The organism is Nocardioides sp. (assembly GCF_004803405.1).
Taxonomy (GTDB): domain Bacteria; phylum Actinomycetota; class Actinomycetes; order Propionibacteriales; family Nocardioidaceae; genus Nocardioides; species Nocardioides vastitatis.
Window position 1 is genome coordinate 1 of record NZ_SSXI01000288.1, and the last position, 25623, is coordinate 25623.

At 70.0% G+C, this 25623-nt stretch carries 25 protein-coding genes, 1 other RNA gene and 1 pseudogene; 19 read left to right on the plus strand and 8 right to left on the minus strand.

The genetic code is table 11. From position 1 onward, the window contains the following. Nucleotides 1-532 (plus strand): class F sortase (locus tag E7Z54_RS20390; RefSeq protein ID WP_136436570.1); only part of this gene is annotated, 532 nt, incomplete at its 5' end. Between the two features lie 4 nt (nucleotides 533-536). Here E7Z54_RS20390 and E7Z54_RS20395 read toward each other — a convergent pair. Continuing rightward, nucleotides 537-1523 (minus strand): YihY/virulence factor BrkB family protein, encoded by a 987-nt coding sequence (locus tag E7Z54_RS20395; protein ID WP_136436571.1) that lies wholly within the window; start codon nucleotides 1521-1523, stop codon nucleotides 537-539. Between the two features lie 84 nt (nucleotides 1524-1607). On the opposite strand from E7Z54_RS20395, the gene prfB reads away from it, so the two are divergent. Continuing rightward, nucleotides 1608-2726 (plus strand): peptide chain release factor 2, encoded by a 1119-nt coding sequence (gene prfB, locus E7Z54_RS20400; RefSeq protein WP_136436573.1) that lies wholly within the window; start codon nucleotides 1608-1610, stop codon nucleotides 2724-2726. Nucleotides 2727-2732: 6 nt separating this feature from the next. Here prfB and E7Z54_RS20405 read toward each other — a convergent pair whose 3' ends face one another. Both E7Z54_RS20405 and E7Z54_RS20410 read right to left on the minus strand, forming a co-directional pair. Continuing rightward, complete coding sequence (locus E7Z54_RS20405; RefSeq protein ID WP_168798434.1) at nucleotides 2733-4484, minus strand: zinc-dependent metalloprotease family protein; 1752 nt, start codon at nucleotides 4482-4484, stop codon at nucleotides 2733-2735. A 60-nt stretch (nucleotides 4485-4544) separates the two neighbouring features. Next, nucleotides 4545-5177, minus strand: coding sequence for a hypothetical protein (locus E7Z54_RS20410; protein WP_136436577.1), 633 nt, complete (start codon nucleotides 5175-5177; stop codon nucleotides 4545-4547). Between the two features lie 118 nt (nucleotides 5178-5295). Here E7Z54_RS20410 and ftsE point away from each other — a divergent pair, with 118 nt between their 5' ends. From ftsE to E7Z54_RS20450, 8 genes are all read left to right on the plus strand, one after another. After that, nucleotides 5296-5985 (plus strand): cell division ATP-binding protein FtsE, encoded by a 690-nt coding sequence (gene ftsE, locus E7Z54_RS20415; RefSeq protein ID WP_136436578.1) that lies wholly within the window; start codon nucleotides 5296-5298, stop codon nucleotides 5983-5985. A gap of 19 nt (nucleotides 5986-6004) precedes the next feature. Beyond that, complete coding sequence (gene ftsX / locus E7Z54_RS20420) at nucleotides 6005-6940, plus strand: permease-like cell division protein FtsX (RefSeq protein ID WP_136436579.1); 936 nt, start codon at nucleotides 6005-6007, stop codon at nucleotides 6938-6940. A 55-nt stretch (nucleotides 6941-6995) separates the two neighbouring features. After that, the gene (locus E7Z54_RS20425; RefSeq protein WP_136436580.1) at nucleotides 6996-8306 is read left to right on the plus strand and encodes a M23 family metallopeptidase; all 1311 of its coding nucleotides are present in this window, start codon (nucleotides 6996-6998) and stop codon (nucleotides 8304-8306) included. Between the two features lie 114 nt (nucleotides 8307-8420). Further along, nucleotides 8421-8921 (plus strand): SsrA-binding protein SmpB, encoded by a 501-nt coding sequence (gene smpB, locus E7Z54_RS20430; RefSeq protein WP_136436582.1) that lies wholly within the window; start codon nucleotides 8421-8423, stop codon nucleotides 8919-8921. Further along, complete coding sequence (locus E7Z54_RS20435; protein ID WP_136436583.1) at nucleotides 8914-9807, plus strand: amidohydrolase family protein; 894 nt, start codon at nucleotides 8914-8916, stop codon at nucleotides 9805-9807. The genes smpB and E7Z54_RS20435 overlap by 8 nt, the downstream gene beginning before the upstream one ends. A gap of 69 nt (nucleotides 9808-9876) precedes the next feature. Beyond that, complete coding sequence (locus E7Z54_RS20440) at nucleotides 9877-10710, plus strand: S1 family peptidase (protein WP_136436584.1); 834 nt, start codon at nucleotides 9877-9879, stop codon at nucleotides 10708-10710. A 138-nt stretch (nucleotides 10711-10848) separates the two neighbouring features. Then, nucleotides 10849-11219: a transfer-messenger RNA gene (gene ssrA, locus E7Z54_RS20445) on the plus strand. Between the two features lie 81 nt (nucleotides 11220-11300). Next, nucleotides 11301-11906 carry a transglutaminase-like domain-containing protein gene (locus E7Z54_RS20450; protein ID WP_136436585.1) on the plus strand — a complete coding sequence of 202 codons (606 nt, stop codon included), beginning with the start codon at nucleotides 11301-11303 and terminating at the stop codon, nucleotides 11904-11906. On the opposite strand, the gene E7Z54_RS20455 is transcribed toward E7Z54_RS20450, so the two are convergent. Continuing rightward, nucleotides 11903-12421 carry a CGNR zinc finger domain-containing protein gene (locus E7Z54_RS20455; RefSeq protein WP_136436586.1) on the minus strand — a complete coding sequence of 173 codons (519 nt, stop codon included), beginning with the start codon at nucleotides 12419-12421 and terminating at the stop codon, nucleotides 11903-11905. The two genes, E7Z54_RS20450 and E7Z54_RS20455, sit on opposite strands and share 4 nt — an antisense overlap. 128 nt (nucleotides 12422-12549) lie before the next feature. After that, nucleotides 12550-13209 (minus strand): SDR family oxidoreductase, encoded by a 660-nt coding sequence (locus tag E7Z54_RS20460; RefSeq protein ID WP_136436587.1) that lies wholly within the window; start codon nucleotides 13207-13209, stop codon nucleotides 12550-12552. 120 nt (nucleotides 13210-13329) lie between these two features. Here E7Z54_RS20460 and E7Z54_RS23540 point away from each other — a divergent pair, with 120 nt between their 5' ends. The 8 genes from E7Z54_RS23540 to E7Z54_RS20495 all read left to right on the plus strand — a co-directional run bounded on the left by E7Z54_RS23540 (nucleotide 13330) and on the right by E7Z54_RS20495 (nucleotide 22617). Beyond that, nucleotides 13330-13476 carry a hypothetical protein gene (locus E7Z54_RS23540; protein ID WP_168798435.1) on the plus strand — a complete coding sequence of 49 codons (147 nt, stop codon included), beginning with the start codon at nucleotides 13330-13332 and terminating at the stop codon, nucleotides 13474-13476. 80 nt (nucleotides 13477-13556) lie between these two features. Further along, nucleotides 13557-14492 carry a glycosyltransferase family 2 protein gene (locus E7Z54_RS20465; RefSeq protein ID WP_240769812.1) on the plus strand — a complete coding sequence of 312 codons (936 nt, stop codon included), beginning with the start codon at nucleotides 13557-13559 and terminating at the stop codon, nucleotides 14490-14492. After that, complete coding sequence (locus E7Z54_RS20470; RefSeq protein ID WP_136436588.1) at nucleotides 14489-15391, plus strand: glycosyltransferase family 2 protein; 903 nt, start codon at nucleotides 14489-14491, stop codon at nucleotides 15389-15391. The genes E7Z54_RS20465 and E7Z54_RS20470 overlap by 4 nt, the downstream gene beginning before the upstream one ends. Nucleotides 15392-15397: 6 nt before the next feature. Continuing rightward, nucleotides 15398-16603, plus strand: coding sequence for a UDP-galactopyranose mutase (glf, locus tag E7Z54_RS20475; RefSeq protein ID WP_206056432.1), 1206 nt, complete (start codon nucleotides 15398-15400; stop codon nucleotides 16601-16603). Next, nucleotides 16600-18624 carry a glycosyltransferase gene (locus E7Z54_RS20480; protein ID WP_136436590.1) on the plus strand — a complete coding sequence of 675 codons (2025 nt, stop codon included), beginning with the start codon at nucleotides 16600-16602 and terminating at the stop codon, nucleotides 18622-18624. Before glf ends, E7Z54_RS20480 begins: the two co-directional genes overlap by 4 nt. Further along, nucleotides 18617-19492: an ABC transporter permease gene (locus tag E7Z54_RS20485; protein WP_136436591.1), complete on the plus strand. Its 876-nt coding sequence runs from the start codon at nucleotides 18617-18619 to the stop codon at nucleotides 19490-19492. Before E7Z54_RS20480 ends, E7Z54_RS20485 begins: the two co-directional genes overlap by 8 nt. Nucleotide 19493: 1 nt before the next feature. Next, on the plus strand, nucleotides 19494-20267 hold the full coding sequence (locus E7Z54_RS20490) for an ABC transporter ATP-binding protein (protein WP_136436592.1): 774 nt from the start codon (nucleotides 19494-19496) through the stop codon (nucleotides 20265-20267). 223 nt (nucleotides 20268-20490) lie between these two features. Then, the gene (locus E7Z54_RS20495; protein ID WP_136436593.1) at nucleotides 20491-22617 is read left to right on the plus strand and encodes an N-acetylmuramoyl-L-alanine amidase; all 2127 of its coding nucleotides are present in this window, start codon (nucleotides 20491-20493) and stop codon (nucleotides 22615-22617) included. Nucleotides 22618-22644: 27 nt separating this feature from the next. On the opposite strand, the gene E7Z54_RS20500 is transcribed toward E7Z54_RS20495, so the two are convergent. After that, nucleotides 22645-23373 (minus strand): TIGR03089 family protein, encoded by a 729-nt coding sequence (locus E7Z54_RS20500; protein ID WP_136436594.1) that lies wholly within the window; start codon nucleotides 23371-23373, stop codon nucleotides 22645-22647. A gap of 24 nt (nucleotides 23374-23397) precedes the next feature. Between E7Z54_RS20500 and E7Z54_RS20505 the strand changes: the two genes are divergently transcribed. Further along, a complete protein-coding gene (locus E7Z54_RS20505) occupies nucleotides 23398-24477 on the plus strand; it encodes a mannose-1-phosphate guanylyltransferase (protein WP_136436595.1) in 1080 nt (359 codons plus the stop codon). A 37-nt stretch (nucleotides 24478-24514) separates the two neighbouring features. Here the strand turns inward: E7Z54_RS20505 and E7Z54_RS20510 are convergent, their stop codons facing one another. Further along, nucleotides 24515-25264, minus strand: a complete 750-nt coding sequence (locus E7Z54_RS20510; RefSeq protein ID WP_240769813.1) for a DUF3105 domain-containing protein — start codon at nucleotides 25262-25264, stop codon at nucleotides 24515-24517. 54 nt (nucleotides 25265-25318) lie between these two features. Then, a pseudogene (locus tag E7Z54_RS23545) lies at nucleotides 25319-25623 on the minus strand (hypothetical protein); the annotation flags it as partial.

Here is a 25623-nt window from a genome sequence, read left to right on the forward strand (position 1 = left end):
CGAGCCTCCCGCGCCCGGGGTCGGTCAGCGAGGCACGGTCGGCGACGCCGGCCCCGACGGGCCACGCGGTCCGGCGATGCCCAGGTCGGAGCCCGTCCGGCTCGACATCCCCGCCGTCGGGATCCACACCCGACTGCTGCGGCTCGGGCTCGAGGCCGACGGCAGCCTCGAGGTGCCCTCCGAGCCGATGCGCGCCGGCTGGTACGGCGGTTCTCCCACTCCCGGTCAGCGCGGTCCCGCCGTCCTCGCCGGCCACGTGGACTCGCCGACGGGTCCGGCGGTCTTCTACCGCCTCGGCGACCTTGCCACCGGCTCCCGGATCGAGATCACCCGTGCCGACGGCAGGGTCGCCCGCTTCCGGGTCACGGCGGTGCGTGCCTACGCCAAGGAGGACTTCCCGACGCGGACCGTCTACGGGAACACCGCCCGGGCCACCCTGCGACTCATCACCTGCGGGGACTGGAACGACGACACCGACGAGTACGACGGCAACGTCGTCGTGTTCGCCGAGCTGGCCGGGCGCGGCGGATGAGGGCTCACGGCCGCTCGGGCCGCGGCGTCTTGTCGCCCGGCAGGCTGTCGGCCTTCACGGCACCGCGCTGCCCGAGCGGCTTCTCCGGGCCGACCGTGGTGTCCTTGGCGGTCTGCTGCTCCGCCTCCGCGTTGATCTCCGCGCCCAGCAGGACGACGTACATCGTCAGCCACAGCCACAGCAGCAGGACCACGACACCGGCCAGGGCGCCGTACGTCTTGTTGTAGGAGCCGAAGTTGTCGACGTAGAGCGAGAACCCCAGGCTCGCCAGCAGCCAGACCACGACCGCGACGACCGCGCCGACCGACACCCAGCGGAACTGCGCGTCGTCCCGGTCCGGGGCGACCTTGTAGAGGACGGCCAGCGCGATGGACATGGCGACGACCAGGCCGATCCAGCGTGCCGCCTCCAGCCCCCACCGCACCGGGCCCGCGTCGACGAGGTTGTCGAGCAGGGCCGGCGCGACCGCCACCATGGAGACCGCCACGACGACGAAGACGATCGCGGCGAGGGTCAGCCCGAGTGAGAGCAGCTTGCGCTTGACGAACCCGCGCGTCTCCTCCTCGTCGTAGGCGATGTTGACCGCGGTCATGATGTTGCCGACGCCGCCGGACGCGCTCCACAGCGCCAACGCCAGGCTGATCAGCAGGCCCAGGCCCAGCGAGCTCGACGACGTGGAGGTGATCGCCTCCAGCTGGGTGGTCACCAGGCTGGCTGCGTCGGAGGGCAGCGTCCGGGAGAGCTCGTCGACCTGGCGCTGCACGTCGGCGGGGTCGCGCACCAGGCCGTAGAGCATGACCGCGGCGATCATCGCCGGGAACATCGCCAGGAACGAGTAGAACGCCACACCGGCCGCCAGCAGCGGGACCTGGTCGGACTTCGCCTCCCGCCAGGCCCGCTTGACGATCTGGATCCAGCCCTTCCGCGGGATCTCCCGCGGAGTCTTGGCATGGGCGCCGGGCATCCTCGCCCGGCTCGTGTCGGCGGTCATGCGGGGGCGGTACCCGAGGGTGGGACCGTCAAGCCGTCGGCGGCGTTTCGCAGTGCCGCCGGGAGGGCCGTAGCCTTGCTCCTTGTGGCAGGCCCCGACTACGACTCCGAGATCAAGCAGCTGACCGCGACGATGCACACCATCGAGCAGGTCCTCGACGTGCCCAGGATGGAGCGCGAGATCGACGAGCTCGGTGTGCAGGTCGCGGCGCCCGACCTGTGGGACGACCAGGCGAACGCCACTCGGGTCACCGGTCGTCTCTCCTCGCTCCAGGGCCAGGTCGACCGCTTCCACGCCCTGCAGCAGCGGATCGACGACCTCGCGGTCCTCGCCGAGCTCGCCGCCGAGGAGGCCGACGCCGAGGTCCTCGCCGAGGCCGACGCCGAGCTGGCGAAGATCAAGAAGGCGGTCGAGGGCCTCGAGGTCCGCACGCTCCTCAACGGCGAGTACGACGAGCGCGAGGCGCTGATCACCATCCGCGCCGGCGCCGGCGGCGTGGACGCGGCGGACTTCGCCGAGACCCTGATGCGGATGTACGTCCGCTGGGCCGAGCGCAACAAGTACCCCGTCGAGGTCTTCGAGACCTCCTACGCCGAGGAGGCCGGCCTGAAGTCGGCGACCTTCGCCATCCACGCGCCCTACGCCTTCGGCACCCTGTCGGTCGAGGCCGGCACGCACCGACTGGTCCGGATCAGTCCGTTCGACAACCAGGGTCGCCGCCAGACGTCGTTCGCGGCCGTCGAGGTGGTGCCGGTGCTGGAGCAGACCGACGAGATCGAGGTCCCCGACGAGGACATCAGGGTCGACGTGTACCGCTCCGGCGGCCCGGGGGGCCAGTCGGTGAACACCACCGACTCCGCCGTCCGGCTGACGCACATCCCCACCGGCGTCGTGGTGAGCTGCCAGAACGAGAAGAGCCAGCTGCAGAACAAGGCCAGCGCCATGGTCGTGCTCAAGGCCAAGCTCCTCGCGCTGAAGAAGGCCGAGGAGGCCGCGCAGCTCAAGGACCTCAAGGGCGACGTGCAGGCGAGCTGGGGCGACCAGATGCGCAACTACGTCCTGAACCCGTACCAGATCGTGAAGGACCTGCGGACCGGCTTCGAGGTCGGCAACCCCCAGGCCGTGTTCGACGGCGAGATCGACGGCTTCCTCGAGGCCGGCATCCGGTGGCGCCGGGGTGCCGACCGGTCCGAGGAGAACTGACGCCGGTCAGCGCGGTGCGACCCGCAGGGACCGGGGGCTGAGCGCGCTCCAGCCGGCCTGGTTACGGGCCTTCACCCGCACCACCCAGCGTCCTCGGGGCAGTCGCCACTCGATGCGACGAGCGCTCGCCGACCGGACGCCCGTCGCGCGCCGCTCGACAACCCTCCCTCGGGAGTTGAGCCGGTAGGCCTGGAGCACGTAGCCGTTGACCCGAGCGCCGCCCGTGCTGCTCGGCGGGTACCAGCGGACCCGGATCGTCTTCGCACCGCCGCGGGCGCCGGGGGCGACCCGGGGTCGCGGGGGAGCGCTGGGGGCGTAGACCTTCGGCTGCGGGTCCGGCTGCTCTGCGGCCGGGTCCTCGGGCCGCAGGTCCTTGATGACGGGCTGCTCGCTGCCGCCGCATCCGGTGACGCTCAGTCGGTAGGTGCCGACGCTGCCGTAGGAGCCGTACCCACCGGTCGACCAGCCGGCGACGCCGTCCTCTCCGGAACCGGCGCCGGAGACGGCGACGTAGTAGGGCCCGCCGCTGAGGGAGAGGGTCAGGGATGCCGAGAGCCCGGTGACCGAGCCGCCGGGGAGCCGGGAGGTCGCGGGTGCGTTCGATGCCAGCGGCGTCCCCGTCGCGTCGAGCACCTGGAGGCGGAGGTCGGCGTTCGGCCCGACCGCCGCCGGGGTCGCCTTCGCCGCCACGGTGCCGGTGCAGCCCGTGAGGGTGAACCAGTCCTGGTCGGTCCGACTGCTCAGCACGCCGGTGCCGCCGGCCAGGGTCGACAGCGAGACCGCCGTCCAGCTCGAGCCGCCGGCTTCGTCCGGCCGGGCCGGTGCGCCGTTGGCGGCCATCACCGCGAAGTCGTCCTCGTGGTTGTTGGCACCCGTGTACTCGCCGCGCGACCACTGCGTGACACCGGAGGAGTAGGGGCTGCCCATGATCGGTCCCCACAGGGATCCGCCGGCGTAGTATCCGCTGGTCGTGGTGCCGTCGTGGGTGAGGCCGAGATTGTGACCGACCTCGTGCGCGGCCGCCTCGGCGAGGTTCTTGGGTCGGTCCCCGAGCGCTGAGGGGAAGACCCACGCGGGGCTCCGGACCTCGCCCTGGGTGACCCAGTCGAAGGTGCCGACCCACGCGACGCCACCGCAGCCGCCGCCGCAGAGGTCGTTCTGCACCGTCGAGCCGGAGGTGAACGCGACGCGCGTCCCGTAGACCATGTCGCTGTAGGAGGAGCGCCAGAGCGCGCCCTCGGCGGGCTGTTCGGTGGTGACGTCGATGTCGAAGGGCGCGAAGTCCTCCGCCACTCGCGCCCAGACCTCCTGGATCGCGGTGCGCTCCCCATCGGAGAACGCCGCGGAGCCGTCGGTCGACCAGCCCGGGTAGACCTCGCTCCGCAGACCCTCCTTGAGCCAGGCGTTGGTCGAGATCAGGCTGCCACCGTTGAAGTCGAGGTAGACGGTGCGCGAGGCGCCGGGACGGCTGTGCAGCCGGAACGTCTCCGCCAGCGAGTACGACGCCACCGTCTCGGAGTAGGCAAGCTCGGTGCCGTCGTCGCCCGCCGGGTCCGTCGCCTCGGGCACCTGGTGCCACATGTCGGCCGCGAACACGGTGCCGTCGTCGGCGAAGTGCAGCTCGGGGTCTTCCTCGGCGTGCTCCGCGAGCCGCTCCGCCTCGGACGTCAGCCCCGGCGCCGGCGTGGGGTCCTCGGCCGACGCGGGGATGGCGAGGCCGACGGCGCCGACCGCCAATCCCGCGAGAACGAAGGCCATCAGGCGCAGTATCCCGAGCATGCCCTCCCGATCGGCGGCATCGGGTCGGACCTGAGGTGTTCAGGAGGCGGTCGGAGACGCCGCCTGGATCACCGCCACGCACCAGCGGCCCGTGGTCTCCAGCAGCTGCTCGGCGGGGACGCTCTCGCGCACCGTGAGGCTGCACGCCAGCCAGGCGTCGCCGAAGAGGCCACGGAAGGACGCGGTGGAGCTGTTCTTGCTGGTGCACACCACCGCGACCGAAGGGTCGCCGTACGCCGCCGCGCCGGCCTGGGCCGTGCAGCCGCGGGTGACCACGGTGCGCACCAGCCCGCGGGCCTCCGCGAGGGTGACCGGCGGCACGAACAGCCAGCCGCGCGCCTCGGCGCCGCCCGCGCCGGAGAAGACGCAGCCGTACTCGTGCGCGACGTCGGTGCCGCCGGGCAGTGCCGCGGTCGACTCGCCGTTGCCGTATGCCGCGAGCTCTCCGTCGCCCCCCAGGGCCTCCCGGACCGCCTCCGGGGGGACCCGGTCGCAGAACGGTGACCGCTGCACGAGGGCCGTGCTCGTGTCGAAGTCGGCCAGCGGGGTGCCCTCGTAGGCGGCGACCGGTGGTGGCTCGGGTGGGCTGTCGTCGGCGACCATCACACCGACCCCGATCGGCACGAGGGTGAGCACTGCCGAGAGAAGCAGCGCACGCAGGACCGTCGGCACCCCGACACCCTAGTGGGGCGCGCCGCGCGGACCGTCGATCGGTGACCCCGCGCATCTCGACGCTCCGGAGTCCGGTCCCTGCGTGGCGCGAGCGGGCACGTCGCGTACCGTCTTCCCAGTGATTCGCTTCGAGAAGGTCACCAAGCGGTACCCGGGCCCGGGCACGCCAGCGCTCGACCAGGTCACGCTCGACATCGACAAGGGCGAGTTCGTCTACCTCGTCGGCACCTCCGGCTCCGGCAAGTCGACTGCCCTTCGTCTGGTCCTGCGCGAGCTGCGGCCGACCACGGGCCGGGTCTACGTCGCCGGCAAGGAGATCAACCGGATGGCCGGGTGGAAGGTGCCCCGGCTGCGCCGCCAGATCGGGACCGTCTTCCAGGACTTCCGGCTGCTCCCCAACAAGAGCGTCGCCGAGAACGTCGCTTTCGCGCTGCAGGTGATCGGCCGATCCCGCCGCGACATCAACAAGGTCGTTCCGGACACCCTCGAGCTCGTGGGCCTGAAGGACAAGGGCGACCGGATGCCCGACGAGCTCTCCGGTGGTGAGCAGCAGCGGGTCGCGATCGCCCGCGCGTTCGTCAACCGGCCGATGATCCTGATCGCGGACGAGCCGACGGGCAACCTCGACCCCTCCACCTCGGTGGGGATCATGAACCTGCTGGGCGACATCAACCAGACCGGCACCACGGTGGTGATGGCCACCCACGACCACGGCATCGTCGACCAGTTCCGCAAGCGCGTGATCGAGCTCGAGCACGGCAAGGTCATCCGCGACGAGGCAGCCGGTAGCTACGGCTTCCGGCACTGATCCAGGAGAGCTTCGTTTCATGCAGCTGCGTTATGTCTTCAGTGAGCTCCGGACGGGTCTGCGCCGCAACCTGTCGATGCACCTCTCGGTCATCCTCACGTTGTTCGTCTCCCTGACCCTCGCCGGGTGCGGCGCGCTCGTCCAGCGCGAGGCCAACCTGACCGCCGAGTACCTCGGCACCCAGCTCCAGATCCGGGTCAACCTGTGCACCGACAACGACCCGTCCAACAGCCCCAACTGCGCGGGGGGGGAGGTCACCGAGGAGCAGCGGGCCCGGATCGAGCAGGAGATCGCCGGCAACGACGAGGTCCGTTCGTTCGACTACCAGACCAAGGAAGAGGGCTTCGAGAAGGCCAAGAAGACCCTGCCCGACGTCGTCTTCGAGGGCGAGAACCCGGTCGTGACGGTCGAGAACTGGCCGGGCGCCTACTGGGTCACGCTGAAGGACCCGAACCGGGCCGACGGGATCATCAGCGCCGTCCAGGGCCTGGACGGCGTCTCCGGCATCATCGACGAGCGGGCCGCCCTCAGCCAGATCTTCGGGATCATGAAAGTCCTCAAGTTCGGCTCGTGGATCGCTTCGGGCGCGCTGCTGCTCGCCGCCCTCCTGCAGGTCGCCAACACCATCCGGCTGGCCGCTCTCGCTCGCCGTCGCGAGATCGGGATCATGCGACTGGTCGGCGCGTCGACGCTCTACATCTCAGTGCCGTTCCTGCTGGAGGCGATCGTCACTGCGGTCGTCGGCGTCGCCCTGGCGGCGGGCGCACTGGCGGCGTTCCAGTTCTGGGGGGTCCAGCGCGGGCTGGCCGAGAACGTCTCGTTCCTCCCGTGGATCGAGTGGACCGACTACCAGCACGCGATCGTCGGCCTCCAGCCACCGGGCATCGCCTACGTCGGTCTCGCGCTGACCCTCGTCCCGACACTCCTGCTGACCCGCAAATACATCAAAGTCTGAGCACCGGCGGTTACGGTCGACCCGTTCACTTCCCCGAACACCGAAGGTCAGACTTGTGCGCTTCTTCCCCAGCGCCCCCTGGTTGAGCCGTATCCGGACCCGACTGCCCGCCCGACTGCCTGCGTGGGCCCATCCGCAGTGGCTGGTGACCGGTATCGCCGTCGTGATCGCCGTCGCAGGGCTCGCCGTCCCGCTGGCGAACGCCGAGGACAGGGACGACCTGAAGGACCGGCAGAACCAGGTCCAGGGCAAGATCGCGAACGTCAAGGACGAGATCCACGAGGCCAGCCGGCGGGTCGCGCAGATCGCCCGCAGGCTCGATCGCACCAGGGCCGATCTGCGCAGTGCCCGCACGAGACTCCGCACGGTGCGGGTCGAGCTCGGTACCGCCCGCCGCACGGCGAACAGCCTGGCCACGAAGCTGGACGCCGCACAGACGCGGCTGGTCCTGGCGAGGGCCGAGCTGGAGGAGGCCCGCAAGGAGGTCGCCCTCCAGCGTGATCTCACCCGCGACACGGTCATCGGCATCGCCACCGGTGGCGATCAGCGGCTGGCGCTGCTGGCGTCGTACGCCCGCAGCGGGTCGCTCAAGGAGATCATGCTCAGCAGGACCGCCTACGACGTGGCAGTGGGCCGCTCCGATCAGGTGCTCGACGAGTTCGTCGCCGCCGAGGCGGCGATGGAGGAGCACGAGGCGGAGGTCGAGGCGGCCAGGGACGCGGTCGCGGCGGCGAAGCGTGCCGCCGACTCGAACGTCATGACGATCACCCGTCTGGTGCAGCGCGCGAAGAGCTCGAAGGCCCGGGTCGAGCGGCTGGTGGTCACGACGGCCAACGCTCGCCGGGCCGTGATCCGGGCGCGGGCCGCCGACCGTGCGGCGCTGCGCCGCCTGGAGCAGCGGGAGCGGCGGATCAAGGCGAGGATCGTGGCTCTGTCCCGTAAGCAGCGCGGCAGCTACAACGGCTCGACGAACGGCCTGCTGGCGCGGCCGGGGCCGGGCCCGATCACCTCGCCCTACGGCTACCGGCGGCACCCGATCTACGGCTACTACGGCCTGCACAACGGCACCGACTTCGGCACCGGCTGCGGCGCCCAGCTGTGGGCCGGCGAGGCGGGCACCGTGATCAGCACCTACTACGACGAGGTGTACGGCAATCGGCTCTACCTCGCGATCGGCAAGGTCAACGGAGCCTCGATCACCCTGGTCTACAACCACCTGAGCAGCTACCGGGTGGGCGACGGCGCCCGGGTGCGCCGCGGTGCCGTGGTCGGCTACTCCGGCACCACGGGCTGGTCCACCGGTTGCCACCTGCACTTCACGGTCCTGAGGAACGGCGAGCCGGTCGATCCGGAGCGGTACCTCTAGGTCGACCGGGCGCGTCCTCGGCGCAGGACGGGCAGCGGGATGCCGACGACTCCGGCGCCGCTGCTGACCGTAGGCACCGCAAAGTCTGTTGCTCGAGGCTGCGAGAATGGACCCATGGCCAAGAAGTCGGGCGCGGAGGACGGCGGCGCCGAGCGCAAGCTGGTCGCGTCCAACAAGAAGGCACGCCACGACTACCACATCGAGGAGACCTTCGAGGCCGGCCTGGTGCTGCAGGGCACCGAGGTGAAGTCGCTGCGCCAGGGCCGCGCAAGCCTGGTCGACGGCTTCGTCGACATCGATGGTGGCGAGGCCTGGCTGCTCAACGTCCACATTCCCGAGTACACGCAGGGCACGTGGACCAACCACGCTGCCCGCCGCAAGCGCAAGCTCCTCCTCAACCGCGCCGAGATCGACAAGATCGAGCGCAAGGTCACCGAGAAGGGGCACACCGTGATCCCGCTGTCGCTGTACTTCGTCAAGGGACGGGCGAAGATCGAGATCGGCGTGGCGAAGGGCAAGAAGACCTGGGACAAGCGCCAGTCCATCGCCGAGCGCGAGGCCGACCGGGAGAAGCAGACCGAGCTCGGCCGCCGCCTGAAGGGCATGCGTGACTGAGGCCGCGCAGGTACGCGCCTTCTGGCAGCACCTCGGCCTGCCCGGCCTGGCGGACCTGCACGTCCACTTCCTCCCGCCGCCGATCGAGCGCGCGGTCTGGCGTGAGTTCGACACCGCCGGCGAGCTGATCGGCCGGCCCTGGCCCATCCGCTATCGCGGCACCGCGGCGGAGCGACTCGACTTCCTCCGCGATGCCGGCATCCGGCGGTTCCCGACCCTGCCGTACGCCCACAAGCCCGGCGTGGCCGGGTTCCTCAACGACTGGTCGCGTGACTTCGCCGCCCAGGTGCCTGAGGCGCTGCCCTCGGCCACGTTCTACCCCGAGGCGGATGCGGTCACCTACGTCCCGGCGCTGATCGCGGAGGGCGTGCGCGTGTTCAAGCTCCACCTGCAGGTGGGTTCGTTCCACCTCGACGACCCGCTGCTGGAGCCGGTCTGGGGGCCTCTCGCCGAGGCGGGCACACCGGTCGTCGTCCACGCCGGATCGGGCCCGGTGGGGACGCCGTACACGGGTCCGGACTCGACCGCCCGCCTGCTCGCGCGGTTCCCTCGACTCCGACTCGTCATCGCCCACATGGGATCGCCCGAGTGCGCCGAGTTCCTCACTCTGGCGGAGAAGTACGAGGGCGTCCATCTCGACACCTCGATGGCGTTCACCGACTTCTTCGCCGATGGCCCGCACGGTAGGTATCCGCCAGGGCTCGTCCCGCGGCTGCGCGACCTGCAGCACCGGGTGCTGTGGGGGTCGGACTTCCCGACGCTGCCGTTCCCCTACCGTCGGCAGCTGGACTGCGTCGCCGACCTGGGGCTCGGCGACGACTGGCTTCGCGACGTCTGCTGGCACAACGCCGACCGACTGCTGGGGCCTGCCGAAACCGATTCGTGACCGTACGGACCTTCCGGCGACGGGACCGGGATGTTGAACTAGGCCTCCCATCACATCTCGGAGGAACACATGCGCGCTCGTGTCATCGCGGTGGCAGCGGCCATCCTTCTCAGTCTCGGTCTCGTCGCTCCCGCGTCGGCGAGCACCGGCGGCACGCCGGACGGGGAGCTGCATCCCAACGTCGGCCTCATCGCCTTCTACGACAGCACCGGGCGCTACCGGTGCTCGGCCGCGCTGGTCAGCCCGACCGTGCTGCTGACGGCCGCGCACTGCACCGACGGAACACTCGGGAAGACCGCGGTCACCTTCGACAGCGTCGTCGCCGAGGAGCCCCCGTCTCCGCTGCCGGTCGCGGCCGACCCCTCGGCTGGCTACACCAGCGCCGAGCTCGCCGCCGCCGGGTACCACTCCGGCACTGCGGTGACCCACCCCGAGTACAGCAACTTCACCGACATGGACAACTGGTACGACGTCGGCGTGGTCGTCCTCGACGAGCCGGTCACCGACATCGCTCCGGCGAGCCTCGCGGAGGTGGGCACCGCCGACGCGATCAAGCAGCCGAGGAGCACCATCTTCACCGCGGTCGGGTACGGCACGGAGGTGCGGAAGGCCGAGAGCGGTCCCCAGAAGCCGACGCCCATGAGCTACCCGATCATCCGGCGCTACGTCGACATGCCCGGGCAGAAGATCACGCCTCAGATCATCCAGACCAACGGCAACGAGAACGACCCGTTCGGCAGTGGCGGCACCTGCTTCGGTGACTCCGGCGGCCCGCTGATCCTGGACGGGGAGATCGTGGGAGTGACCTCCTACGGCTACACGTCGAACTGCCGGTACATCGACGGCTACCAGCGCGTCGACATCGAGGGCGTCGCTGAGTGGCTGGAGCAGTTCGGCCTCTGAGCACGTTCGCCGGCAGAAGCGCGGCGGCGAGGGGTCTCCGGAATATCCGGAGGCCCCTCGGCGGTTACACCACGTAGACTGTCCTCTGGCCGCGAGAGCTCGCTCGTTCGAGCGGTCGAGGACGTTGACAAATCAAGAGGGGCTGATCGGTTTCGACTTGGGACGTTAGTTCCAGGGGAAGCGGGTCGAGAAGCCAGCGTCATCTCGTAAACGATCGCTGGAAACCAATAACTGCCGACACTAATCGCAGTTCCTTCGCTCTCGCTGCCTGAGCAGTGATCGAAGCGTCAGACAGGGCATCCGTCTCCGTCCCTGATCCTGGCGTCATCTAGGAGACTTGCTGCGTCACTCTCGCCGGGAGGATGACGCGGGACTCAAACCCGGCTGGGCCTGTCGGCGACGTGTCAGTGCGAGCGCCGGGGCCGAGAAAGACGACATCACTGACTGCACCCGGAGAAGACCTGGTTCGACGCTCGAGGACCGGGGTTCGATTCCCCGCAGCTCCACGCTTCACACGTTGACCCCACAGGGCTCAGGCCCTCGTGGGGTCTTCGTCGTTCTCGAAGGTCGGCTGATCTACCCTCACGCCCGTGGACCTCATCGCCCAAGAGCCCGAGCACTACCTCCAGGCGGACGACGTCATCGAGGCCACCCACCCTGCCGTGCTCGCGTTGGCTGCTGAGCTCAGAGCAGCCCACCCGGCGGAGACCGACTATGCCCGCGCCGCCTTCGAGTGGGTCCGGGACAAGGTCGCCCACTCCTTCGATGCGCAGGACTCACGGGTCACCGTCACCGCCAGCGAGGTGCTGCGCGAGGGCGTCGGACTCTGTTACGCGAAGGCGCATCTCCTGACCGCGCTGCTGAGGGCCGAGGGCATCCCCGCCGGGCTGTGCTACCAGCGGCTGGCAGACCCGGCCACCGGCGGACACGCCCTTCACGGGCTCGTCGCGCTTCACCTCGACGGAGCCTGGTACCGCCAGGACCCGAGAGGGAACAAGCCGGGCGTGGACGCGCAGTTCTCGCTCGAGCAGGAACGACTCGCCTGGCCCGTCAGCTCGGCCGCCGGCGAAGTGGACTACCCCACCGTCCACGTCACTCCCGACGCCACCGTGGTCGAGGCTCTGAGCAGCACCGACGACGTCCTGGACCTCTACCGGCGAGGGCTCCCCTCCGCGCTTCCCGGGTCGGCCGCCTAGGAGGCCCGCGCCCGGTGACGTCGTACGGCGTCCCGGTTGGCGCAGGCGGGAGAGCAGTAGCGTTGCCTGCCGTTGCGCGAGACGTCGGCGTAGACCTGGGTGCAGCCGTCCGCCGCGCAGCGCCCGAGGCGGTGCATGCCGCGGCCGACGAGGTGCAGAGCGGTCCCGGTGCTGATCAGCGCGCGGAGCTTGTGCGCGTAGGTGATCTCCACCTCCCGGTAGTGCAGGTGCCAGCCGTCGCCCACGTGGTTGGTGAGCCGGGGATGGGCGGTCGCGTCCGCGAGCAGCCGGTTGAGGAGTCCGGCGCGCTGGTCGTCGTCGGCCGCGTCGACGACCTCGCCCCAGCGGTCCAGGAACTCCAGCACCTCGACGAGGTCCGGAGTGCCGGTTCCCGTCTCGAAGGTCACCCCTGCGGCGGAGCACCGGTCGAGCAGCTCCTCGGCCGTCCGCGGCCGGCGGTTGGCGAGATCCGCGGCGAGCAGGACGGCGTACTCGCCGTAAGGGTTGAGTTGCACAAAGGCATTACATCACGCTGTCGGCATGACCGACCACCAGCACCTCTGGCACACCGACTCAGTCCACACGACCAGCGAGGGCCTGGTGGTCTACCAGGCCTGCGGCTGTGGCCGGCGTCGAATCCTGATCACCGGCTGACCGCCAGGTCGAGCGCGTCGGAGACCGGCAGGTCGCCGCCGACCAGGTTCCACTGGTTGCCGACGGTGTCCCCGCGGTCCACGACGGCGGCGATGACCGCGGCAACGTCGCCCCGGGTGACCTCGCCCCGGGCGATGTCCGGGCCCAGGGCGACCAGTCCGGTCGCCGGGTCGTCGGTCAGCCGGCCCGGTCGGATGATCGTCCAGTCCAGGTCGCTGCGCCGCAGCGCGACGTCGGCGTCCCGCTTGGCGGTGACGTAGGCCGCCCACACCTGCTCGGTATCCGGCGGCAGCGGGTCGTCCACGTTGATCGCCGACACCTGGACGAGCCGGCGGATCCCACGCGTCCGAGCGGCCTCGATCGACTTCAGCGACCCCTCGAGGTCCACGGTGCGCTTGCGCTCGGCATTACCGTCCGGCCCGCCGCCCGCGCTGAACACCACCACGTCACATCCCTCGAACGCCTCCGCGAACGCAGCGGCGTCTGATCGCTCGACGTCCAGCAGCCGCACCTCGGCGCCTGCCTGCTCGAGCTCGGCCCGGTACTCCTCCCTGCGGACCAGGGCCACCGGCTGGTGGCCGGCCTCGACCAGGAGGGGGTGCAGCAGCCGCGCGATCTTCCCGTGGCCCCCGACGACAGCGACGCGCATGCCGTCCAACCTACGGCGCCGCGGCGGGGCGCGAAAGGAATCAGCCAGCCCCGTGCCGCGCGACCCGCTAGGTTGCAACTGAGCCGGCTGGGCCGGCACCGGAACGGTCGGAGCGATGTGATGACCCGCGCGAACTACCACTGGTCGAGGGACGCTGTCCTCCACGTAGGAGTCGATCCCGAGGCGTGCCCGGACTGCCGGGCCGAGCTGGACCTCCCGACCTCTGCGTCGGTCACCGCGGAGGCGGCCGAGCGCCACGCCGGCTGACGGCGCCCGCCCTGGTGCCCGGCGGGTCGTCGTGGCCCGCGTCCGAGGGGTCGGCCACCGCGGTCAGTAGGGTTCACGGCGTGCGTGTACAGGCGGTCGTGGTGACCTTCAACCGGTTGCCGATGCTGCAGCGCCTGATTCCGCGGCTGCAGGAGACGGCGGGACTCGAGCGGATCCTCGTCGTCGACAACGCCTCGACCGACGGGACGGGGGAGTGGCTCGCCGGTCTGGAGGCCTCCTCCGCCGACGCCCCGGTACCGGCCCCGCCCGTGGTGCGCGAGTCGCTGCCGACCAACACCGGTGGCGCGGGCGGCTTCCACCACGGTCTGGAGTGCGCGGTCCGCGACGGCGCCGACCTGGTCTGGCTGATGGACGACGACGGACTCCCGGCGCCCGACTGCCTCGACCTGCTGCTGGAGCGGGTCGAGCGGGACTCGCTCGAGTTCTGCGGCCCGGCCGTGCTCGCCGAGCAGGACCCGAGCAGGCTCTGCTTCCCGATCCGGCTCCCCGGCGGCACCGCGGTGGTGCACGCGATGGCCGACGTCGAGGCCGCCGCGCGAGACGGGCTGATCGAGGGCGTGGTGATCCCGTTCAACGGGGTCCTGGTCACCCGGGACCTGGTCGAGCGGATCGGGCTGCCCCGTGAGGAGTTCTTCATCTGGGGCGACGACGTGGAGTACCTGTGGCGCTCCGCGAGGGCGGGCGCCCGCATCGCCACCGTCGTCGATGCCCACTTCCTGCACCCCGCCACGGACGACCTCGGCACACCGATGATGTTCGGGCGGACGACCTACAACCACACCGCGAGCGATCTCAAGCACTACTGCATGGCACGCAACAACACCCTCAACCTGCGCGCCTACCGCGGCTGGGCCCACGTGCTGCTGTTCTGGCTCAAGACCACCTGGTTCTACACGTTCACCAAGCCGCAGCCCACGCGGATCCCGCTGAGCGTCCGTGCCGCGGCAGCCGGGCTCCGCGGCGACTTCACCGGCCACCGGCGGTACCTGCGGTGAGCGCCGAGTCCGTCGCCGTCGTCGTGGTCACCTACAACCGGGCCGACCTGCTCGAGAAGATGCTCGCCGGCCTCGCGGCCCTCGACCGCGCCCCCGACGCGGTCTACGTGGTGGACAACGCCAGCACCGACCACACGCCGGACGTGCTTGCCGCGTCCACCCTGCCCGGGCTCGCGACGATCCGCACCACGGAGAACCTCGGTGGTGCCGGCGGCTTCCATCTCGGGCTCAAGACGGCCTACCAGCGCGGCCACGACGTGATGTGGCTGATGGACGACGACGTGATCCCGGCGCCCGACTGCCTGGCCAGGCTGCTCGAGGCCGACGGGTCCTGCCTGGTCGCCGTCCGCGAGGATCGGGCCGGCGCGCTGGTCGAGAAGGCGGCGGTCCGCTTCGACCTCCGCAACCCGCTGGCCGTCGCGCCCAAGCGGGCCAGCGTCGAGTCGACGTACGCGACCCGGGCAGCGATGCCGGCCACGGTGGAGGTGGAGAACGTCGCGTTCGAGGGCTTCCTCGTCCGGCGTGACGTGATCGAGCGGATCGGCCTCCCGGACCCGTCGTACTTCATCTTCTACGACGACGTGGACTTCGCGATCCGCGCGCGGCGCGCCGGCTACAGGATCCGCGCCGTCCGGGACGCGGTGCTCGTCCGGCAGCTCGACTTCGACCAGCAGCACGACCTTGCGGGCTGGAAGGGGTACTACATGTACCGCAACCTCTTCGCGGTCCACTTCCGGTACGGCGAGAACCCGCTGGTCCGGCTCAAGCCCTGGCTGATCGTGGTGGCGGTCATCCTGACGAGCCCGTTGCGCGGCGGTCGCGCGGAGGTGCGGAACGTCACCCGTGGGCTTCGCGACGCGCGTCGGATGCGGCGGGTTCCCACGGCATCCGTAGACTGACCGATCGTGTCGAACCCTCCTCAGCCGCATTCGTCGGATCCCGACATCCTGGTCGTCGGCGCCGGCTTCTTCGGCCTGACCATCGCTGAGCGCTGCGCTGCCGACCTGGGGCTCAAGGTCCTGGTCATCGACCGGCGGTCCCACATCGGCGGCAACGCCTACAGTGAGCGTGAGCCGGAGACGGGCGTCGAGGTGCACAAGTACGGCGCGCACCTGTTCCACACCAGCAACGAGCGGGTCTGGGAGTACGTCAACCGATTCACCAGCTTCACCGACTACAAGCACCGCGTCTTCGGCAAGTACCAGGGGCAGGTCTACTCGCTGCCGATGAACCTCGGGCTGATCAACCAGTTCTTCGGTCGGTCCCACACGCCGGACGAGGCCCGGGCGCTGATCGCCGAGCAGTCCAGCGAGATCGCGACCGACCAGGCGAGCAATCTCGAGGAGAAGGCCATCAGCCTGATCGGCCGGCCGCTCTACGAGGCGTTCATCAAGGGCTACACAGCCAAGCAGTGGCAGACCGACCCTCGGGAGCTGAGCGCGGACATCATCACGCGCCTCCCGGTCCGGTACACCTTCGACAACCGCTGGTTCAACGACAGGTACGAGGGACTGCCCGTCGACGGCTACACGGCCTGGCTGGAGCGCATGGCCGACCACCCCAACATCGAGGTCCGGCTCGAGACCGACTTCTTCGACGTCGCGGACGAGTTCAAGGGCAGGGTCCCGATCGTCTACACCGGACCGGTCGACGAGTACTTCGGCAACTCCGAGGGCCGGCTGTCGTGGCGCACGGTCGACCTGGAGGAGAGCGTGGTCGAGACCGACGACTTCCAGGGGACGGGTGTCGTCAACTACAACGACCAGGACGTGCCCTACACCCGGATCATCGAGTTCAAGCACTTCCACCCCGAGCGGGTGAAGACCCACCTGCCCGGCAAGACCGTGATCGTTCACGAGTACTCCCGCTTCGCGGGGGTCGACGACGAGCCGTACTACCCGGTCAACACCGCCGAGGACCGCGAGAAGCTGTTGCGGTACCGCGACCTCGCGAACAAGGAGCCCATGGTGCTCTTCGGTGGGCGGCTCGGCACCTACAAGTACCTCGACATGCACATGGCGATCGGATCGGCGCTGTCGATGTACGACAACAAGCTCAGGCCCCACTTCGCCGACGGGGCCGAGCTCAAGAGCGGCGGAGTCGACGAATGACCAGTACGACCACCGGCGGCGTGCCGCGCCGCCTCCTCCAGCGACAGATCCTCCCGCTCGACAAGGACGTCGACGTCCTCCCGCTCTACCTCGACCCCGAGGAGGCGAACCTCGACGAGGACAAGTACGTCGTCGGCGGCTCGCGAGCGGCCAAGGAGCTCAACAACGCGGCCATCCGACAGAAGGCCTCGACGGGCAAGGCAGTCCGGCCCGACCAGCTCCTGTCGCGCACCGCGGTGCGGATCCCGTCGGGGAAGAAGCTGTCCTTCGGCACTTACTTCAACGCCTTCGCGGCCAGCTACTGGCGCCGGTGGACCGTCGTCAGCGCGGTCACCCTGGCCGTGACCGTCCGCGGCGCGGGCGCGACGGTCATCGTCAACAAGTCGATGGCCAACGGTCGCCAGCAGAAGGTCGACAGTGCCGTCACCGAGGGTGACGGACCGACCACCCTGACCTTCGAGCTCAGCCTCACCCCCTTCGTGGACGGCGGCTGGTACTGGTACGACGTCGTGGCAGGCCAAGGCGACGTGACGATCGAGTCGGCCGAGTGGACCGCCGAGGTGCCCGCCGACCGCGCCGAGCACGGCACGGTCGACCTGGCGATCACCACGATGAACCGGCCCGACTTCTGTGCCCAGCTGCTGGGTCAGCTGAGCGCGCCCGAGCTGATGCCCTTCCTCGACACCGTCTTCGTGATGGAGCAGGGCACGAAGAAGGTCGCGGACAGCGACTACTTCGCGTCGGCCGAGGCCGGCCTGCAGGGCAAGCTGCGAGTCATCGAGCAGGGCAACCTGGGCGGATCCGGCGGCTACGCCCGGGGTCAGCTCGAGTCGCTCCGCAAGGGCACCGCCACCTACGCGATGATGATGGACGACGACGTCGTCTGCGAGCCCGAGGGCATCATCCGCGCGGTCACCTTCGGCGACCTGGCGCGCCGGCCCACGATCGTGGGCGGTCACATGTTCAGCCTGTTCGCCAAGAGCCGGCTGCACAGCTTCGGCGAGATCGTGCACCCGTGGCGCTTCTGGTGGATGTCGCCGCTGGACACCTACAACGACTGGGACTTCGGCGCCCGCAACCTGCGCTCGGCGCGGTGGCTGCACAAGCGGCTCGACGTCGACTTCAACGGCTGGTTCATGTGCCTGATCCCACGACAGGTGATCGCGGAGGTCGGCCTCTCGCTGCCGCTCTTCATCAAGTGGGACGACTCCGAGTACGGGCTGCGGGCCAAGGAGGCCGGGTATCCCACGGTCACCTTCCCCGGGGCGGCCGTCTGGCACGTGCCGTGGACCGACAAGAACGACGCGCTCGACTGGCAGGCCTACTTCCACCTCCGGAACCGGTTCGTCGCGGCGCTGCTCCACTCGAACTACCCCAGGGGCGGGCGGATGCTCCGCGAGAGCGTCAACCACCAGATCGCCCATCTGGTCTCCATGCAGTACTCCACCGCAGAGCTGCGGCTGATGGCGCTGGAGGACGTGCTCGCGGGCCCCGAGGCACTGCACGGGATGCTGGCGACCCGCCTGGCCGAGGTGAACGCGTTCCGCAAGCAGTTCACCGATGCCCAGCTGCACGCCGATCCCGACGACTTCCCACCGATCCGCCGGGAGAAGCTGCCGCGGAAGGGCAAGGACGTGACCGAGGTGCCGAGCCGGATGGCCCAGCTCGTGACTGCCGGTCTCGCGCCGATCCGGCAGCTGAAGAAGCCGCGCGAGCTGTCCCGCCGTCACCCCGAGGTGGAGATCCGGGCGATGGACGCGAAGTGGTACCGGATCGCGAAGTTCGACTCCGCGATCGTGTCGATGAACGACGGCTCCTCGGCTGCGCTCTACATCCGGGACCAAGAGAAGTTCAAGGACCTGATGAAGCGGACCCTGGAGATCCACGCGCGCTACCGCCGCGAGTGGCCCGAGCTGGCCGCGCAGTACCGCGCTGCGCTCGGCGACATCACCTCGCCGGAGGCCTGGGAGAAGACCTTCGCGCCGTGGACGAGCGGCGAGAGCGCGGGCACGGATGAGTGAGCACGTCACCGACGCGCCGCTGAAACCGCCGTCCGCCGACAACGGCCTGCTCGCGGTCTTCCAGAGGCGCTACCTGCTTCGACTCCTGGTCCAGCGCGAGATCAGCGCTCGCTACCAGGGCTCGTTCCTCGGGATCCTGTGGTCCTACATCAACCCGCTGACCCAGTTCTTCATCTACTGGGGCGTCATCGGGATCCTGTTCAACCTGCACGCGAACGTCCCGAACTTCGCGATCCATCTGTTCGCGGCCCTGATCCTCGTCCACTTCTTCACCGAGACGTTCGGTGCAGGAACGCGGTCGATCATGCGCAACAAGGCGCTCGTGGTGAAGATGGCCATGCCGCGGGAGATGTTCCCCGTGGCGACCATGCTGGTGTCGCTGTACCACGTCGTCCCGCAGATCGTGATCCTCGCCGTCGCCTGCGTGCTCACCGGCTGGATGCCCGACCTGGTCGGCATGGGCTGCCTGCTGCTCGCACTCGCCATCATCGCGGCGGTCGGCACCGCGGGCGCGCTGCTGTTCAGCGCGGCCAACGTCTTCTTCCGCGACTTCGGCAACATCGTCAACGTCTTCAACAACTTCGTGCGGTTCGGCGTGCCGATGCTCTACCCCTACTCGATGGTCGAGGAGCGGTTCGGGAGGTTCTCGCACTACTACCTGCTCAACCCGCTCTCGGACGCGGTCCTGCTCTTCCAGCGCGCGTTCTGGGTGGGCACGGCCGATGGGCCGGAGGAGCGGGCCAAGATGGTGATGCCGGACCACCTGATCCTCAACGGGTTCCTCGCCCTCGGCGCGTGCCTGGTCCTCCTCGGCATCGCCCAGATCGTCTTCAGCAAGCTGGAGAACAAGATTCCGGAGCGTCTCTGAGATGGCCGCCTCGATCGTGCTGGAGAACGTCAGCAAGACGTTCACGCTGCGTTACCACCGGACCTTCAAGGAGGTCACGGTGGCGAAGGTCCGCGGCCACGAGACCAGTGAGAACTTCAAGGCCATCGACGACGTGTCGTTCACGGTCGAGCAGGGGGAGTCCATCGGCCTGATGGGACTCAACGGCTCGGGCAAGAGCACGCTGCTGAAGATGATCAACGGCGTGATGCGACCCGACGAGGGCAACCTGCTCACCCGGGGGCGGATCGCGGGCCTGATCGCGACCGGCGCGGGCTTCCACCCGCAGCTGACCGGCCGCGACAACCTGGTGCTCAACGCCGCGATCCTCGGGATGAGCGAACGCGAGCTGCAACGGAAGTTCGACGATATCGTCGAGTTCGCCGAGCTCGGCCGGACGCTCGACGCGCCGGTCGGCCACTACTCCTCGGGCCAGAAGGCCCGCCTCGGCTTCGCGGTGGCGATCCACGTCGACTCCGACATCTTCCTCGCCGACGAGGTGCTGGCGGTGGGCGACAAGCCGTTCCGGGTGAAGTGCATCCAGAAGATGACCGAGATCCGCAAGAGCGGCCGGACGCTCTTCTATGTCAGCCACTCGCCCGGCTCGGTGAAGCGGATGTGTGACCGGGTGATCGTGCTCGAGAACGGCCGACTCGGCTTCGACGGCGACCCGGACGCCGGCATCCACTACCTCCACTACGACGGAGACGACCTAGCGGGCACGGAGACCGACGCGCAGATCGGCAACGACATCTAGGGCCGGTCCGCCGGCTGATCCACGCCGTCCCCGCTGATGCGGGGGCGGCGTTGCTCATTGCGACCGGATCGGTGCCGATGGAGAAAATCGGGCACGCACCGGCGTGTCGAGTGGAAATTACACACTTGTAGTTACTCATGAGGTCTTCCCAGACCTCTGTGGCGCATGTGAAAGTTGCTACTCGTGTGACTACTTCCCCCACACATGTCTGGAGCACAAGACCATGCCGCCGTACCCCTCGGACACCCCGGATCCCGGGCGTCGCAGCCGGTTCGTGACCCTGTGCCAGCAGCTCCTGGCCCTTGCGGTGGTGATCGCGGTCCTCACCCCGGCCGCCCGCACTGTGACCATGGACGTCCGCCCGGCGGACCCCATCGACGTCGCGCCCGGCGGCCTCGGCCTCCGGTCGGCGGAGTTCCCGTCGACGGTGCCGACCAAGCCGGTCGCGACCGATGTCGACGAGTACCCGCTCACCGCTCCCGCGGGCCGCGGCCGGGCGGCCCTCCGCGCGAGCGCGAAGGCCCTCCGTGCGAGCGCGAAGGCCGTCCGCGGCGGCAGCTCGATCACCAGCGACCCGCTCCCGGTCGAGGGGTACGGGACCGTCGGTGTGACGTGGGCCCCGGGCAGCAAGGTCGACGAGGAGGGCATCAAGGTCCTCGTCCGCACGAAGAACCACGGAGCGTGGACGGGCTGGACCGAGGCGGAGTTCCACGACGAGCACGCCCCGGACCCGAAGAGCAAGGAGGCGAGGGGCGCTCGTCCCGGGACCGAGCCCATCCTCGTGGGGGAGGTCGACGCGGTGCAGGTGCAGGTCGCGACGAAGCAGAACGCGCCCTCCGACATGAAGCTCGCGGTCATCCAGCCCGGCGAGGCGACCGCCACCGCGAAGCAGACGCCGTCCATCGACACCGGCCGTCTGGCTGCGCGCGAGGGGGAGACGGTCGAGCCGGAGGCGGAGACCCCCGAGGGCGACACCGGCACCGACGGCGAGGACCTCGACCTCCAGGCCGGCACCTACACCCCGCGGCCGAAGATCTACTCGCGGAGGCAGTGGGGCGCCAACGAGGCGATCCGCGACAAGGGCTCGCTGAGCTTCTACGAGGTGCACGCCGGCTTCGTCCACCACACGGTCAACGCCAACAACTACACCCCCGACCAGGTCCCGGGGATCATTCGTGGCATCTACAGCTACCACGTGCGCTCCCGCGGCTGGAGCGACATCGGCTACAACTTCCTGGTCGACAGGTTCGGCCGGATCTGGGAAGGCCGGTACGGCGGGGTCGACCGGCCGGTCGTCGGCGCCCACACGTCGGGCTACAACCAGTACTCCTTCGCCATGTCGGCGATCGGCAACTTCGAGACGGCGCGGCCGTCATCGGCAATGCTGAACGCGTACGGTGCGCTCTTCGCGTGGAAGCTGTCGCTGCACGGCGTGAACGCGGCCTCGACGGCTCAGCGGGTGGGCTCGAAGACGTTCCGGGCGATCAACGGCCACCGCGACGCCGGATCGACGGCCTGCCCGGGCAAGTACCTCTACGCGCAGCTTCCGACGATCCGCGCGCTCGCGTCGCGTGGCCAGCGCGGCTGGGCGGGCCGCGAGATCCTCGGCAACTACATCGGCGGTGCGGAGGCCGACCTGCTGACCCGCAGGAAGAGGGACAACCGACTGGAGATCCAGGCGCTGACCCAGCGCGAGGGCCGGTGGATGATCACCAGGAGGGTCAACACCGGGATCGACATCTCGTGGGCCACGGCGCTCTACAAGGCCGGCGACTGGGACCGCGACGGCTACGACGACGTCCTGGCCCGGCGCCGGGGGGACGGTGGGCTGATCCTCTTCCGGGGCAAGGGGGGCGCCAGGTTCCACCCGTCGTACCTGCTGATCGGAGGGATCCCGGACATCACGCTGCTGTCGGCCGTCGGTGACGTCACCGGCGACGGCTGGCCGGACCTCATGGGCCAGCGAAAGGGCGTCATGCGGATCTACCCGGGGCGTGGGAGGCGCGGCGTTGGCGCCAGCTACGCGGCGTACAGCGGTATCCGCGGCTCGCAGCAGGTCGGCGTCGGTCGGTGGAACGGCGACGGTGCGCCGGACAGCCTCGTGCGCAACGGTGGCCGAGTCACCCTGTACCGGGGCAACGGCCCGGGTGGCTGGACCAGCAGCAGGGTGCTGCCCACCTCCGTCGCAGGCTATGACTGGATCGTCGGCATGGGGCCGTACAGCCGACGCGCGTCGGTCATCGTGCGGCGGGCCAGCGATGCCACCCTCTTCCTGATCCCGCGGACGAGGTCGGGCTTCGGCGCTCCGATGGCCATGAACCGCCGACCGAACTACGACCTGGCTGGTTGAGGGCCGGTCCGAACGCGTCCTGGTCGCTCAGGCAGGGAAGCGAGCGGTGGCACGCTCGGCGACGTAGGTCGCCTCGAGATGGTGCCGCTCGGCCCGGGCGACCAGGACGAGCGAGCCGCCCTGGGTGAGCGGCTCGCTGAAGGTCGCGACCTCGATGACGGGGTCCGCGACCGACAGGAGGCGGCCGCCGCCGACCATCGTGCCGGCGGCGGCCGCCCTCCACAGCTCTGCCTGGGTCAGCTGCGTCCCGCCGACGGTGACGGCCAGATCCTCGGGACCGGGTGGATCCCAGGGCACGAACGCGTCCGGCTGGGACCAGATCTCCACCCCGACGTCGTGCACGCCGGCCGGCACCGGCTCGAGGAAGCGCACCCCCAGGGGGCGCAGCGAGCAAGCGAGTACGACGACCTCGGCCGCGCGAGGCGCCCACTCCCCGAGGGTGCCGGGACCGCAGACGGCCGCCGCCACGTCGTCCTCGTCGGTCACGACCAGGCCCGAGGACCAGGCGGCGCCGAGGAACACCGTCCCGAGCCAGTGCGGCGGCAGGTCGATCCGGATCCGATCACCGCGCTCGAGGTCGAGCTCGTCGACGAGGAGGGAGGCCGCCTTGGCCACCCAGTTCGCCCAGGTCGTCACCGAGAGCTCCACCCGCTCACCCGTGGCGTGGTCGTAGTAGGTCACCAGAGGTCGGCCCGGGTCGTGGCGTAGCCGCTCGGCGAGGACGGCGGAGAAGGTGGTGGCGGACGGTGGGGGCACGCGGCCGAGGATAGGGTGCGCGGCATGGTCGCTGTTGAGATCCCCGGCTTCTGGGCCGTGGTCCCCGCGGGCGGAGCCGGCACCCGGCTCTGGCCGCTGTCCCGGTCCGCGTCGCCGAAGTTCCTCCACGACCTCACCGGGTCGGGCCGGAGCCTCCTGCAGCAGACGTACGACCGGCTGGGCCCGATCGTCGGAGACCGGTTCCTCGTGGTCACCGGCGACGCGCACCGGGAGGCGGTCACCGGGCAGCTCGACGCCCTGCCCGCCGGCGCCATCCTGGCCGAGCCGACGGCCCGCGACTCGATGGCGGCGATCGGCCTCGCGGCCGCGGTGCTGGAGCGGCGGGGTGCCGAGGTGATGGGATCGTTCGCCGCCGACCACGTGATCACCGACGAGGACCTCTTCGCGCGAGCCGTCGCCGATGCCGCGGCCGCTGCCCGCGACGGCTGGCTGGTGACCATCGGCATCGAGCCGACCTTCGCGTCGCCGGCCTTCGGCTACATCCACCAGGGCGAGCCCCTCGACGAGCACCCGGCGGCACGTCGGGTCGTGGAGTTCGTCGAGAAGCCGTCGGTTCCGGTGGCCGAGGAGTACCTCGCGACGGGGCGCTACCGCTGGAACGCGGGCATGTTCGTGGTGCGACCCACGGTGCTGCTGGACCTGCTCGCCGAGCAGGACGCGCAGTTCGCCGGAGACCTGCGCGCGATCGCCGCGGAGCCCGGCCGGCTCGGCGAGCTCTGGGGCAGGCTGCCGCGGATCGCGATCGACCATGCCGTGGCGGAGCCTGCGGCCGCGGCCGGTCGCGTGGTGACGGTGCCCGGTGGCTTCGGCTGGGACGACGTCGGCGACTTCGACTCCCTCGCCGAGCTGCTCGGCAAGGACGAGGAGTGCACGATCCTCGGCGACGCCGACGTCGTGCACGTCCTCCAGGCCACCGGGCTGGTGGTCCCCGGCTCGGGGCGCGTGGTCGCGGTAGTCGGCCTGGACGACGTCGTCATCGTGGACACGCCGGACGCACTGCTCGTCACCACGCGAGAGCGGGCCCAGGACGTGAAGGGGATCGTCGCCGCCCTGAAGGAGAAGGGCCGCACGGACCTGACGTAGTGCCCGTCACGCGGCGAGGACGCGCTCGCGCAGGGTCCTACGGCACGTAGGGCTCAGGGGAGTCGGTGAACGGGTACTCGTCCATGAACTTCTCCAGCGCGGCGCCGCTCGGCTCGCTGCAGTACTGCCACACGCCGTACTGCTTCTGGGCGTCGGCGTCGAGGCGCCAGTGGGTGAACGCGACGTGCTGACCCTTCGGGAAGCCCTTGCCGTCCTCGTCGGTCCACGGAACGGCCTTGAACTTGAGGCGGCCGTTGGTGTCGTTCTCGTCGAGCGTCGCGGCGATGGCCTTGATCGCAGCGACCTGGGAGGAGTCGTCGGCGATGCTCTCGTCGTACCAGAGGATCGTGTAGCCGTGCTCGAGGTTGTGCACCAGCGACTCGAGCTCGGGCCGCCCGTCGGCGGTGTAGTACCGGTTGGCCGCGGGGTCGGGCGCGACACCGGCCTCGTTCCAGTGCGCGCCGAACGCCGGGGGCGCCTCTTCGTAGGTCACCTGGGTCCCCGTCGGGACGTGCTCGCCGCTGCCGGTGGCCTCCTTCTCGGTGACCTCGCCGCAGACCTCGGCGCCGGCGCCGATCTCGTCCAAGGGGGTGCCGGAGTAGCGCGCCTTCTCGATGGCGGTGCGCACGGGGTTGTAGGCCGCGACGCCGACGATGAGCAGCGCGACGACCACGCAGATGCCCACGATCACCATGCCCTGACGCTTCTCAGCGCCCTTCTGCTTGCGCCGGATGTCGTCGATGACCTTCTGACGGTCCGACTTCGCGGACTTGCTGGTCTTGGCCACGGTGCGGGGTACCTCGTCTTTTGGGTGCGGCGGATCGCGGTGAGTCTACGGAGTCTACGGAGTGCACGGTTGGAGGCGCAGGTCGGTGCCGTCCTTCGGATCACCGACGACCTGCCAACCATGGGCGAACGCCAGGATCTCGACGATCGCTCGGCGTGCCGAGGAGCAGCCGACCTCGTCCTCGGCGACCGCGGCGGTGTCGATCTGCGCCCGGCCAAGTGCCGCCGCGAGCTCCTCCGCGGTGACCGGGCTGCCGAACGGCGCACGGTCCGCCGGGTCCCCGGTCGCGGCGCGTACGACGGCCTCCCTGGCGCCGTACCCGAACAGGTCGGCGCCGTCGGCGCGGATGAGCACGCGGG